The 14,748-nt window shown below is 40.8% G+C and carries 7 protein-coding genes; 6 read left to right on the forward strand and 1 reads right to left on the reverse strand.

Translation table 11 applies throughout. The annotated features are described in order from the left end of the window. Positions 1 to 54 precede the first annotated feature (54 nt). Positions 55 to 1,695, reverse strand: coding sequence for an alpha-glucosidase family protein (locus tag AN392_RS03745; protein WP_055011870.1), 1,641 nt, complete (start codon positions 1,693 to 1,695; stop codon positions 55 to 57). A 659-nt stretch (positions 1,696 to 2,354) separates the two neighbouring features. Between AN392_RS03745 and AN392_RS03750 the strand changes: the two genes are divergently transcribed. From AN392_RS03750 to AN392_RS03775, 6 genes are all read left to right on the forward strand, one after another. Continuing rightward, positions 2,355 to 5,147, forward strand: a complete 2,793-nt coding sequence (locus AN392_RS03750) for a TonB-dependent receptor (RefSeq protein WP_055011871.1) — start codon at positions 2,355 to 2,357, stop codon at positions 5,145 to 5,147. A 118-nt stretch (positions 5,148 to 5,265) separates the two neighbouring features. Then, entirely contained in the window at positions 5,266 to 6,759 is a 1,494-nt protein-coding gene (locus tag AN392_RS03755) for a tryptophan halogenase family protein (RefSeq protein ID WP_055011872.1), read from the forward strand. Positions 6,760 to 6,897: 138 nt separating this feature from the next. After that, positions 6,898 to 8,757 (forward strand): alpha-amylase family protein, encoded by a 1,860-nt coding sequence (locus AN392_RS03760; RefSeq protein ID WP_055011919.1) that lies wholly within the window; start codon positions 6,898 to 6,900, stop codon positions 8,755 to 8,757. Next, positions 8,747 to 10,237 (forward strand): MFS transporter, encoded by a 1,491-nt coding sequence (locus AN392_RS03765; RefSeq protein WP_055011873.1) that lies wholly within the window; start codon positions 8,747 to 8,749, stop codon positions 10,235 to 10,237. The genes AN392_RS03760 and AN392_RS03765 overlap by 11 nt, the downstream gene beginning before the upstream one ends. A 36-nt stretch (positions 10,238 to 10,273) precedes the next feature. After that, positions 10,274 to 12,676, forward strand: coding sequence for a glycoside hydrolase family 15 protein (locus AN392_RS03770; RefSeq protein WP_055011874.1), 2,403 nt, complete (start codon positions 10,274 to 10,276; stop codon positions 12,674 to 12,676). A 70-nt stretch (positions 12,677 to 12,746) separates the two neighbouring features. Next, on the forward strand, positions 12,747 to 14,459 hold the full coding sequence (locus tag AN392_RS03775; RefSeq protein ID WP_055011875.1) for an alpha-amylase family glycosyl hydrolase: 1,713 nt from the start codon (positions 12,747 to 12,749) through the stop codon (positions 14,457 to 14,459). The last annotated feature ends 289 nt before the right edge of the window (positions 14,460 to 14,748 follow it).

A 14,748-nucleotide genomic window follows, 5' to 3' on the forward strand; every position in this document is an offset into this window, starting at 1 on the left:
GTTATAAAAAACCCGAGCAATGCTCGGGTTTTTTATTTGTAATAATTTTAAATATTAACTGCAGTTGGCGTAATAACTACCAAATGGCTCAACGGTCAGTGTTTTATTATCAAGCTGCGCGTTGTAATGAGAAAGCGCGCTATGTTCTTTTTCAACACTAACATCAATAACAAGCTCTGCTTTTGTCCCGCTTAAATTGAATACACACAACATCTTTTCTTCGTTTAATGTGCGGTAAAACGCTAAAATTGGCTCGGCGGTTTGTAAAAACTCAATATCACCTTCAAGTAATACTGGCTGGTTTTTACGCCAGGCCATAAACTCACGGTACGCATTTAATATTGAGTTTGCATCATTCTCTTGTTCAGCAACTGCTTGGAGCTTGTGTTGTTGATCAACAGGTAACCACGGTTTTACCTCGCTAAATCCTGCATTGTGTGAATTTGGTTGTGAGTTATCAAGGTTTTCCCAAGGCATTGGGGTACGACATCCATCGCGACCTTTAAAGTTTGGCCAAAAAGTTATGCCGTATGGGTCTTGTAAATCTTCAAAAGCAACACTGGCTTCACCGAGTCCGAGTTCTTCACCTTGATACATACACACGCTGCCACGTAGTGAAGCGAGTAGGGCGGTCAACATTTTACATTGTGCTGGGTTTACCTTTCCTGTTTCACTCCAACGGCTAGCAACACGTTCTACGTCATGGTTGCTAAATGCCCAACAAGGCCAGCCTTCAGTCATGCGTTGTTCAAGTGTAGTAACGGTGTTTCGTATATACTCGCTAGAGTAATCATCCGTTAGTAGCTCAAAGCTATAACCCATGTGCAATTTATCACCGCCTTGAGTGTATTCTGCCATTGTGGCTAATGAATCTTCAGATGAAATTTCACCCAGTGATACGGTACCAGGGTATTTGTTAAGTAAAGTGCGAATATCACGCATAAACTCTATGTTTTCAGGCTGGGTATTATTGTAGTAATGATACTGAAATGCATACGGGTTATCTTCGCTAAAGCCACGGCCTTGACGCTTTTCTTTTGGTTTTGCTGGGTTATCACGAAGCAAAGCGTCATGATAGCAAAAGTTAATGGCATCTAACCTAAAGCCATCCACGCCTTTTTTAAGCCAAAACTCAACATTGTCTAGTACGGCTTGGCGAACATCGGGGTTATGAAAGTTAAGATCCGGTTGTTCAGTGAAAAAGTTATGTAAGTAGTATTGTCCACGACGCGGCTCCCATTGCCATGCACCACCACCAAAAATAGACAACCAATTATTAGGTGCTGTCCCGTCCTCTTTAGCATCGGCCCATACATACCAGTCAGCTTTATCGTTGGTTAAGTCTTCACGACTATCAATAAACCATTGGTGTTGATCTGAGGTGTGGCTTAGGACTTGGTCAATAATAATTTTAATGTCGCGTTGATGTGCTTGTGCAATTAACTCATCAAAATCATCTAAATTACCAAAAAGGGGGTCAATATCACGATAGTCGCTAATATCATAACCAAAATCTTTCATCGGCGATTTAAAGAAAGGTGAGATCCAAATAGCATCCACCCCTAAGCTTTTAATGTAATCAATACGATTTATTATCCCTTTTAAATCACCAATGCCATCGTTGTTGCTATCTTGAAAGCTACGCGGATAAACCTGATAAATAACCGCACCTTTATACCATTGCTTTTGGGCCATGCTTTTCTCCGTTTTCACACTGTCTTTGTGTTGTTCTTTTTTTAGAGGTAATAATCCCCGTTTATTTGAAAAAGCATACTTGAAGCCTGTCATACTGTAAAAATCCTGCATACGTATGCACCGATTTTAAGGTATTAAAACTGGATGAAATAATCGTTCAGGCAATCGATTTGAGTCGTGGATTATTCTTATTATATTTTACCAATTCTAATATGGAGTTGTTAATTTATTGTTTGCGCTGTTTAGGTGCACAAAAACAAAGGTCTGCACTGAGTTGGTGTTTTTAGTTATTGGTCTTACCAATTTAATTTGTGTAGATAGTGTGTTTAGTAATTAATTAAAAAATAAAATTTTCTTGCTTCTCTTTATCAGCGTTTTATGAAAGGTTTATTTCATAAAAAAATAAATAGTTGTTATCACTTAACTCATAAAATACTCTTGCACCAAAATAACCTATTTTAAAACAGTTGGTTACATGTTGGTTTGTAAATTTAATGTTAAATTTGTGCGTGCGGTGCTATTTTGAATACGTATGCAATAAGTTGTTAATAAAATAATACGAGCGTTAATATTCATCCTGACAACAAAATAAGCTCGCATGTTTAACTATCACTTAAGCAAGTAAGCGGGTATCACATTATGGGTAACGGGAAAACATTATGGCTATGTTCAAACCAAGTATACTAACGCTAGCATTAACTGCTGCGGGATTATCAAGCTTTGCCACCACTGCGGCACAAGAAGAAACAATAAAAAATGATGATGTAGAAATCATCGAAGTGAAAGGTTTTCGCGGTAGTGTTGTTGAATCAATAAATACTAAGCGTTTTTCAACACAGGTGGTTGAGTCAATTTCTGCTGAAGACATTGGTAAACTTCCAGATACATCTATTGCAGAGTCAATCGCACGTTTACCAGGTTTAACAGCGCAACGTCTTGATGGCCGTGCTAGTCGTGTAAGTGTTCGTGGTTTTAGCGAAAACGAAAGCGCAACAACATTTAATGGTCGTGAGCAAGTATCGATTGGTGACAACCGTGGTGTTGAGTTTGACCTTTACCCATCAGAAATAATGAGCGGCGTAACCGTTTATAAAACACCAAGTGCCAGTATTGAAGCTGAAGGTATTGCCGGTGTAATCGACATGCAAACGGTAAAGCCTTTAAGTAAAGGCGAGCGCGTGATCATGTTTAATGGTCAGTTAGAGCAGTCAGGTTTTGATAAGCTAAATCCTGATGGTGATGATAAAGGCTTTCGTGGCACGGTTTCATACATTGATCAGTTTGCAGATGACACTATAGGTGTTGCATTTGCTTACAACACAATGAGCTCACCAAACCAAGAAAAACGCTGGAATTCTTGGGGATACCCTGAATTCGACGTTGATGGACAGAATTATTCAATCTTAGGCGGCGCTAAACCATTCGTACGTTCATCAACACTTGAACGTGATTCAGCGATGCTAGTAGTGGAAGCTGCACCAAATGATCGTCTAAACATGACGTTTGATGCGTTATATGTAGATTTTAACGATGAAAAAATCTTACGTGGTATTGAAGTACCTTTCGCCTGGGGTCAAGGTAGCATCGACCCGAATAGTGTTACTGTAGATGAACAGTCTGGCTTTATCACCAGTGCAACAACGCAAGGTCAACGCGTTGTAGTTCGCAATGATGTTGAAGAACGTGATGCTGAATTAACGCAATTTGGATTTAATACTAAATATGACATTGACGATTCATGGTCGGTAGAGTTTGATGCGAGCTTATCTGAAGTTGAGCGTAAGGACTGGAGCTTACAAAGTTATTCTGGCACAGGCCGTGGCGATGCAAACGGTATTGCTGACAACATTGGTTACTCACTTGATGGCGGCAATACCGGCGCCAAATTTAGCCACGAGTTAGATTATAGTGATTATGCTTTAATTCAGTTAGGTGGTCCTTTGTCATGGGGAACCAGCTCAGCGCTAAATAATAAGTACGGCTTAAATGATACGGCTTATCAAAACACCGCACAAGATGGCTTTATTAATGCACCTGAAGTTAATGATGAATTACATACTTTAAAACTAGCAGCAAGCAAGTTATTAGAAAACGATTACTTAAGCAAAGTAAGTTTTGGTATGTCATATCGCGACCGCGAGAAGAGTAAAAAGTCTGAAGGGTATTACTTAACATTAAGCGATTTCTCATTAGATAATCCTGGTACGCTTGTCGTTCCAGAGCAATATCGCCTCGGAACAGCTAGCTTAGGCTTTATCGGTATGGGGGATATGATTGCCTATGACACCCGTGCACTAGTTGACGATGGATATTATGACTCAATTCAAGAAAGTTTAACGGATATAAAACACACTACGCAGTCGTACACAGTTCAAGAAAAAGTTACGGCGTTTTTTGTTCAAGCTGATATTAATGCTGAAGTAGGTGAACTACCATTAACAGGTAACTTTGGTGTTCGCTATGTTAGAACTGAGCAATCTTCGCAAGGTTTTGCGGCTGTGCCGAATGACGTGACTGGTCTAGTTGAAGCCGTTCCTAACAATGTGTCACACGATTATAGTCATGTTTTACCTAGTCTTAATTTATCTTTAGCGCTAGATGAAAATCAAACTGTGCGTTTTGGTGCCGCTAAAACTATCTCACGAGCCCGCCTAGATGAAATGAATGCTTCTGTTAATGCGAGCTACAATTCTGAGCGTCCTGATGAGAATGGCAACTATTGGTCAGTGTCTGGTGGTAATCCTACACTTGAACCAAAAGAAGCAACGGGTTTTGATTTTACTTATGAAAACTACTTTAGTGCAGAAGGATACTTCTCAGCGGCTGTATTTTATAAAGACTTAAGCCAATGGATATTTGATGGTGTATACGAAGTTGATATGTCAGGAGTTGCTAACCCTTCAACGGGTGAGATACCAGAGAATAGTACCGGTACTGGATCAGGTAAAGTGAATGGCGGTGGTGGAGATCTTTGGGGCTATGAATTGTCTCTTGCTCTACCGTTTAATATTTTTAGTGATTCATTAGAAGGTTTTGGTTTAATTGCCAGCCATACAGGAATTGAACAAGATATTGAAGATCAAAACGGTAATGAATACGAATTACCTGGTTTGTCGGATAAAATTGAAAGCTTAACTTTTTATTATGAAAACTATGGCTTCCAAGCACGTACTAGTATGCGTAAACGTAGCGACTTTAAAGGTGATATTTACAACGCAGGTTATGAAACTCAGCAAGTGAATATCTTAGGTGAAACAATTTGGGACGTACAAGTTGGTTACGATTTTGGCGAAGCAGGTGTTGAGAGCTTAGATGGCTTAAATGTGACATTCCAAGTACAAAATATCACTGAAGAACCATTTACAACACTAAGTGGTGATAATGCTTTACAAGTGCGTGATTACCAAGATTATGGGCGTAACTTTATTCTTGGATTTAGCTACAAGCTTTAACTGAAATTTAGTTAAGTTATTAGCCCTTGTAATTAGTTTTACAAGGGTTTTTTTATAGCTACTTTACCTAAGTTTTATCAAACTTTTTAAATTCTGATTTAAAAAAGTGAGCAATAATATGAAGCCAATAAAACATGTCGTCATTGCAGGCGGTGGAACAGCTGGTTGGATAACCGCAGCACTACTTAATAAAGTGTTAGGTAAAGTAATTAATATTACCCTTATTGAATCAAGTAGCATTGGCACTATAGGTGTGGGAGAGGCCACTATTCCTCCTATTATTGGGCTTAATAATGCGCTCGGTATTAATGAGCAAGATTTTATAAATGCCACTAATGCGTCTATCAAACTGGGTATAGAGTTCGAAAATTGGAAAACACCAGGGCATAGCTACATGCATGCATTTGGCTCGTTTGGTAAAGACTTTCCCTTTTGTGACTTTTATAATTTTTGGGTAAAAGGGCACATTAATGGCAGCGAGGACTCTTTATGGGATTTTTCTCTTAACTATCAAGCCGCTAAACAGCACAAATTTACGCTACTAAATACTATTCCTAATACTCAATTACCAGGGCTTAGTTATGCGTTTCACTTTGACGCCACTTTGTATGCTGAATATTTAAAAAATCTTGCATTATCACGCGGCGTTAAACACATTGATGCAAAAATAGAACGTGTTGAGCAATGCCCAGACACAGGTAATATCACCAACTTAACACTTGACGATAATAGCCAAATCCAAGGCGATTTATTTATAGATTGTACTGGCCAGCGCGCACTTTTAATTGAGCAAACTCTTAATGCGGGGTTTGTTGATTGGTCACATTATTTACCTTGCGATAGTGCTGTTGCAGTGCAATCAACAGGCAGTAACGAATTAAAGCCCTATACGCGATCAATAGCACATAACGCAGGTTGGCAGTGGCAAATTCCGCTACAAAATCGAACAGGTAATGGCTTAGTGTATTGCAGCCGTTATTTATCGGATGAGTCGGCAACCGCGCTTTTATTAAATAACTTACCGGGTGAGTCAACAACAAGCCCGCGTTTAATTAAATTTAAAACAGGTCGTCGTTTAAAGCAGTGGCATAAAAATGTAGTCGCAGTAGGGCTCTCTAGTGGATTTTTAGAGCCCTTAGAGTCTACTAGTATTCACTTAATACAAAGTGCGGTTACACGTTTAATTAAGTTGTTTCCTCATAATGGGGTTAGTGATGCGTTAGTAACTGAATTTAATAAGCAAAGCATCAGTGAAATCGAGCATATTCGTGACTTCATTATTTTGCACTATAAATTAACTGAGCGAGAAGACACCCCATTTTGGCGTCAATGTAAGCAAATGGAAATTCCTCAATCGTTAGCGCATAAAATGGATTTATTTAAACAAACGGGCAAAGTCGTGCGCGAAAACGACGAGTTATTTGCAGAAGTAGCTTGGCAGCAAGTGTTTATAGGTCAAGGCCTAATACCAAATGACTATAACAGTATTGTTGACTCATTAAGCAGTGAACAACTAACGGATTTATTCATAACGTTAAAAACCCTAATAAATTCAACGGTAGATAAACTACCTACTCATAAAGAGTTTTTAGCTAAGTTAAAAACAAACTAAGTGGCGTGACGTGGTGCTTTGGTTGCGGGTTAATTGTCACTGAATATGGCTGTGAATACGTATGCAGCAACTGTAATCAAGCTTTACTTAGCTTTAGTATAAACCTATAACAACACTGAAATAAAAATGACACACACAATGAAAAAAAGATTTTACACGCCGTTGCTTATATGCAGCGCATTGCTGGTGCACGGTTGCAGTGATGACAAAGAGATAAAAACAGATTTGTTAGTTAAGCAAACAGACCCAGTTAAGCCAGTGGTATATCAAGTATTTACTCGTTTATTTGGTAACACCCAAACCGCTAATGTGCCATGGGGAACCAAAGAGCAAAATGGAGTTGGTAAGTTTGCTGATTTTAACGACGAGGCATTAAAAGGCATTAAAGAGCTAGGTACCACGCATGTGTGGTACACCGGCGTTTTGCATCATGCCTTGGTGGGTGATTACACTGAGTACGGTATAAAACAAGACGATCCTGATGTGGTAAAAGGGCGTGCAGGTTCGCCTTACGCAATAAAAGATTATTACGATGTAAACCCTGATTTGGCAATTAATGTTACTAATAGACTCGAAGAGTTCAGCGCGCTAATTGAGCGTACTCATGAGCATGACATGAAAGTAATTATTGATATTGTTCCTAATCATGTGGCTCGAGATTATCACTCAATCGCAAAGCCTAACGGCGTGAAAGACTTTGGTGAGGACGATGATACTAGCAAGGCGTATGCTAAAAATAATAATTTTTACTATGTACCGGGTGAATCATTTAAAGTACCAACAAGCGACAGCTACCAAGTATTAGGTGGCAACAAACACCCTTTAGCCGATGGTCAATTTAGTGAAATCCCAGCAAAATGGACTGGCAATGGTGCACGTGCTCCAAAGCCTGATATAAACGACTGGTACGAAACGGTAAAAGTTAACTACGGTGTTAAACCCGATGGCAGCCTAGACTTTCCAACTTTACCTAAATCGCTTGAAAACCAAGATTACCGTGCACATTATGAATTTTGGCAAGATAAAGAACTGCCAAATAGTTGGTATAAATTTAGAGATATTGCCCTTTATTGGTTAGATAAAGGGGTTGATGGCTTTCGCTATGATATGGCTGAAATGGTACCCGTTGAATTTTGGAGCTTTTTAAATTCATCAATAAAAACACATAAACCCGATGCGTTTTTACTCGCCGAAGTATATAACCCATTGATGTACCGCACCTATATTCACCAAGGTAAAATGGACTACTTGTATGACAAGGTCGGTTTTTACGACACCCTAAAAGGGATTATGCAAGGTAAGCAACCCGCTAACACGTTATTTAAAGCACAAGCTGAAGTGGCAGATATTGAACAGCACATGCTGCACTTTTTAGAAAACCATGACGAACAACGTATCGCAAGTCCTGACTTTGCTGGCGACGCTGCATGGGGTAAACCGGCTATGGTGGTTTCTAACTTAATTAGTCGTTCGCCAACCTTGCTTTATTTTGGCCAAGACGTAGGTGAAGATGGATCAGAAAACGCAGGCTTTGGTTCGCCTACACGCACCAGTATTTTTGATTACATTGGCGTACCAGCGCACCAAGCATGGATGAATAATGGCAAGTTTGATGGCGCAAATTTAACTCCTGAGCAAGCACAGTTACGTCAATACTATATCGCAATTATGGAACTTAATGGCTTACCTGCTGTTGTTGCCGGTGATATGGCACCCTTGATGGTAACAGGCAGTGATAGAGTGGTGGGTTTTGTACGCACCCTAGGCCAGCAATCATTATGGGTGCTGAGCAACTTTAGCCAGCAATCACAAACAGTCACTATTACGCTCACGCCGAATCAAGCAACTATGCTCAAACCAAACTCAACGCTATACGACCTACTAGAGTCGCATAACGGTATTTTGGTGAGCGATGAGAAACAAAATACAACCTTTACGCTGACCCTTGATGCACTCAGCAGTGCCGTTTTAACAAATAAGGCTGATCATGAATTATAACAACAAACCAACCTTAAGCTTTTGGCAAATATGGAATATGTGCTTTGGCTTTTTAGGCATTCAATTTGGCTTTGCACTGCAAAACGGTAACGTAAGCCGTATATTTCAAACACTTGGCGCTAATGTCGACGATATTCCTATTTTATGGGTTGCAGCGCCGCTCACGGGCTTAATTGTGCAGCCAATTATTGGTTATTGGAGTGATAAAACTTGGGGCAAATTAGGCCGCCGTCGTCCTTTCTTTTTATACGGCGCTATATTAACCACGTTATCGCTTTTTATTATGCCAAATTCTCCCACGCTTTGGATTGCTGCGGGTATGCTGTGGATTATGGATGCCTCAATTAACGTTACCATGGAACCGTTTCGTGCATTAGTAGGCGACAACTTGCCAAACAAGCAGCGCGCCACAGGCTATGCTATGCAAAGCTTTTTTATTGGTGTGGGAGCGGTGGTTGCATCAGCACTCCCTTGGATGATGACCAACTGGTTTGATATTGCTAATACTGCACCGATTGGTCAAATTCCTGATTCTGTAAAGTATTCGTTTTACTTTGGTGGGGTTATTTTATTTATTGCAGTTGGCTGGACTATTGTCACCACAAAAGAGTACTCACCCGAGCAGCTCGCACAATTTAATCAACAAGAATCACAAACAACACAAACCAATATTACTAATAACGTTAATTTTACCAAAGGCGGCGTTATTTTTAGCGGCTTAGGTTTGCTTGTTTTAGCCACAGTATTAGGGCTGGATCTGGAAAAAGAACTTTACTTGCTGGCTGCTGGGTTAGTTAGTTTTGGTGTTATTCAATTTATTGCAGCGGCATTAAAAGCTAAACAGCACACTAGCGGCGGTTTTTATAATGTAGTGAATGATGTATTCACTATGCCTGAGGCGATGAAGCAATTGGCATGGGTACAATTTTTTAGTTGGTTTGCGTTATTTGCTATGTGGATTTACAGCACCTCAGCGGTTACTAGCTTTCATTACGGTAGTACCGACACCAGCTCGTTAGCCTACAACAACGGTGCAGATTGGGTGGGTATATTATTCGCTGCATACAACGGCTTTGCCGCGATTGCTGCTTTATGTATCCCGATCATTGTTAAACGCGTGGGATTAAAAGTAGCACATGCACTTAACCTTATTTTAGGTGCGTTGGGCCTAGCGAGCTTTATGTTCATAAAAGATCCAAGTTTACTTATTTGGCCAATGATAGGCGTAGGTTTTGCGTGGGCGTCTATTTTATCACTGCCTTATGCAATGTTAAGTACTTCAGTACCGAGTCATAAAATGGGCGTTTACATGGGCATTTTCAACTTTTTCATTGTGATCCCACAATTATTAGCCGCTAGCGTATTGGGGTTAATATTACGCCACTTTTTTGAAAACCAACCTATTTACGCATTAGTACTGGGCGCTGTGTCGTTTGTACTTGCAGCGGTTGCGGTATTGCGTGTTAAGCACACTCAGTAACGTAACGAGTAAACTGAAATTAATTAAGGCTTTAAAATGAAAAAATTAAATACAATTACCACCAGTTTATTAATGCTTGGTTTAACAGCTTGTGGCGCGCAGCAAGAGCCATCAAACAGCGCTGTAATGCAGGTATCGGCACCAGGTGCCCCTGGGGCAGAGCCATTTTGGGCCTATGCAGGTAAAACTGGTATTGGCACATCTTTTGAGCAATATCAAAATGGCCATTACAGTGATGAGGCCCCTACAGGAGCGGTTTCAAAAGTATGGTTTTCAATTGCTAAAGGTATGATCACCGAAACAATGTTTGGGCTTATTCATCAAGCGCAAATTAAAGACATGCAATTTGTTGTAGCAGGAAAAGATTTTACAGTCACAGAAGCTGACGATTTAGACGTTACCATTGACTACTTATACAAAGACGATAAAGGCCGCCCGTTATCATTAGCTTACAAAGTAGTAAGCAAAGATAAGCAAGGCCGCTTTAGCCTCGAAAAACACATATTTACCGATCCTGATGGGCAAAGCTTATTTGTACGCAGTATTTTTAATACCGAGCTTGAAGGCGTTAAGGCATACGTAAGCGTTAACCCGTATGTTGATAATAACGGCCTTGATGATTTTGCTAAAACTACAGATCAAGGATTGCTTGCATGGCAAGACAACAGCTACCTTTCATTGCAAGGTGCGCAGCCATTTAAACAAACAAGTGTTGGTTTTACAGGTGTGAGCGATGGTTTAAATCAGCTGAAAACAACTCAGCAGCTTACTCAGGTTTATAAAAATACCGGTGAAAAATCGGGTAATGTTAGCCTACTTGCAGAGCTGGGTGAAATTGGTGAAAACAGCCAGTTCGATTTAACCCTAAGCTTTGGTAATAGCGAACAAACCAGCTTTAAACAAGGCCAAGCTACGTTAGCCAAAGGTTACCAAGCGGTGCTTGATAATTACAACGGTAAAGGCGAAGCGCTTGGTTGGCAAGACTACCTGCAAAGCCTTGCACCGCTAAATAACATGAGCGAACAAACCGCAGATAACGGCAAGTTACTTTACACCAGTGCAATGGTACTTAAAGCGCAAGAAGATAAAACTCATGCAGGTGCGCTTATTGCCTCACTATCTAACCCTTGGGGCGAAACCGTATCGGCTAAAACAGGCTCTACTGGTTACAAAGCGGTATGGGTGCGCGACTTTTATCAAGTTGCCATGGCGTTTATGGCCATGGGCGATAATGCGACCGCTAAAACCGCATTCGAATACCTTGAAAAAGTTCAAGTAAACAGCAATACCCCAGGCAATAAAGGCGATACAGGGTGGTTTTTACAAAAAACACATGTTGATGGTGAACTAGAATGGGTGGGCGTACAACTTGACCAAACTGCAATGCCACTCATGCTTGCATGGAAACTCCATCAGGCAGGTGTATTAAGTGATGCAGAGCTCACCGATTGGTATAGCCGTATGTTAAAGCCCGCGGCAGACTTTTTAGTTGAGGGTGGTCGTGCAAACATTCTATGGAACGATACACAAATAACGCCGCCAGCCACTCAGCAAGAACGCTGGGAAGAGCAAGAAGGGTATTCGCCATCAACCACCGCAGCGGTTGTTGCTGGTTTAATTACTGCAGCCGATATCGCTAAACTAGCAGGTGATGATGCCAATGCAACACGTTACCTAAATACAGCTAAGCGTTATAACAATGATATTGAAAAATTAATGTTTACAACAGCTGGTAATTTAGAGTCGAGCGCTTCTGATGGTGAATATTTCATTCGCATTGGCCAAGACAAAGACGCCAATTCAAATACTAAAATTAACGCTAATAATGGCCGTGAAGGGTTTAATAAAAAGCAAATTCTCGATGGTGGATTTTTAGAACTGGTTCGCTATGGCGTACGTGATGCGCTAGCGCCTAGCATAGTCAAAACACTGCCAGAATATGATGACGAAACCCTAACCGATAACCTACAAGTTAAATACAGCTTTGAGTTTGCTGATGGCAGCGGCACATTTGCAGGCTACCGCCGCTATGGTAATGACGGATACGGTGAAGACGAAGTAACTGGCGCTAACTATGCCGAAGGTGGTAAAAACAGCCCAGGGCAACGTGGGCGAGTTTGGCCATTTTTTACCGGTGAACGAGGTCATTACGAAATTGCCGCCGCAAATGCCAATAATAGTTTAGATGCAACAAAACAGCAGGCTATTAAAAATAGCTATGTAAAAGGGCTAGAGCAATTTGCTAACCAAGGCATGATGCTACCTGAACAAGTATGGGATGGTGTAGGCATTAATAAAGCGGGTTACACGTTAGGCGAGGGTACTAACTCGGCCACACCATTGGCGTGGACACATGCGGAATACGTAAAGCTAGTGCGCTCACTAAGCGACAAACAGGTATGGGATCATTACCCAGTGGTAACTAAAGCACTAAAATAACCGCAAACTAATTAACACAGCCGTAGTAAAATACGGCTATGTTATTTATTACAATAATAACGAGGCTGAAATGAAAACATTTACCTTGAGCGCATTAGCATTAGCAATCATGCTAACAGGTTGCCAAAGCACACCATCATTAAATAACAACACGAATAACACCGAAACATCGCAACTAAACACTGAACAACAAGCAAACCCATGGTGGGAAACCGCCATTTTTTACCAAATTTGGCCCCGCAGTTTTTACGACAGCGATGCTGATGGTCATGGCGATTTTAATGGTATGACCCAAAAGCTCCCGTATCTACAAGAGCTTGGCGTTAACGCATTGTGGTTAACCCCGATGTTTGAAGCACCTTCTTATCATGGCTATGATTTTACTGAATTTTACCAAGTAGAAAACGACTACGGCAGCATGACAGAGTTTGAAGCCTTTATAAAAGCAGCTGACGACAAAGGCATGAAAGTCATACTTGATTTAGTTATAAACCATATATCAAGTAACCATGAATGGTTTCAGCGTTCAGCAAATAATGAAGCCCCTTATGCAGATTACTTTATTTGGCGCGACGATATGCCAAAAGCCGGAAGTGGCTGGGGCCACGCATGGAGTAATAACGACCAACCCGACGCAGTATGGCATTGGAATGAAACACGTCAGCAGTATTACTATGGTGCGTTTGGAGCAAGCCAACCTGACTTGAACTTACGCCACCCTGATGTTGTTGCCGAAATGGAAAAAATGGCTAAGTTTTGGCTTGATAAAGGCGTTGCAGGGTTTAGATTAGACGCAGTACGTTTTGCAATGGAAGGTGGCGCAGATGCGCAAGCCGATACCGACGAAACTATTGCATATTGGCAGCACTTTAACCAATACGTAAAAAGCGTTGATCCAGAGGCGTACTTAGTAGGTGAAGCATGGGCTGACATTCCCGTTGCGGCAAAATACTTTGGCGAAGGTAAAGGCCTCGATCAAGGCTTTGATTTTGAAGTAGGCTATAAAATATTAGGCTTATTAAAACCCGATGCCAGTGGTGAAGCGCAATTTGGCACCATGCAATCTAACCACAAAATCAACGCAGTTGATGCCAATGTGCTCAAACAAAATTTACAACAGCGTATTGATTCAACTGCACCACTTGATTTTTTTGCACCGTTTTTAACTAATCACGACCAAGAACGAGTGGCTTATCAACTTGCTGAACAAGACGATAAGGCAAAACTTGCCGCCGCCATGTTATTTAGCTCTCCTGGCACGCCGTATATTTATTACGGTGAAGAAATTGGCCTAACACAAGGTGGCACAGGTCATGATGTGTATAAACGCGCACCAATGCAGTGGAATAACAGCAACCAAGCTGGTTTTACTCAAGCTAAAACAAGTTGGGTTGAGCAGGCTGAACTGTTTGGTGATAATTACACCCAGTGGTGGCCTGAATATTTAGCACAGCAAATTAATGCTGCTGATCGCAATGTAAAAACGCAACAATCACAATCTAATTCACTGTGGCGTTTATATCAGCATTTAATAGCACTAAAAAAACAGCGCCCAGAGCTGGGTATTAAAGGAAGTTACGAATTAACACAGCATAACAACGGGCTTGTTGAAATAACCCGCGAGTTAAACGGCAGTAAAAGTATGTTTGTGCTTAACTTAACCGCTAACCCGCAAAGCATCAATAGTATTAAACGCGATGGGTTAACGCCTAACTGGCAACACGACCTCAATGGCGAGCAACTCGCTGGCTATGGTTTATTGTTACTAAACAACACACTATAAATAAAACACACACAAAAGGGGCTAACATACGTTAGCCCCTTTTGGTGAACATGCTTTTATTGCATCGCCCCCAAGTTATAGCGCATTTTATGAGTCATAAGTTGCTTAACTTCTTCTTACGTTATGGCGCTTATCATGAAAATGCGCGACGAGCGCATTTCCTTCTTTAGTCTTATATTTAGTACCAAGAAATAATTATAGCTGGCAATGGGTTAGGTTATTTGTTAAAAGGTAGTTAATAAATATATAGGTGTGACGTTGGCAGAAATATACCCGACGAGTGCACTAT

This window comes from Pseudoalteromonas sp. P1-16-1b (genome assembly GCF_001401785.1).
GTDB classification, from domain to species: Bacteria; Pseudomonadota; Gammaproteobacteria; order Enterobacterales; family Alteromonadaceae; genus Pseudoalteromonas; species Pseudoalteromonas undina.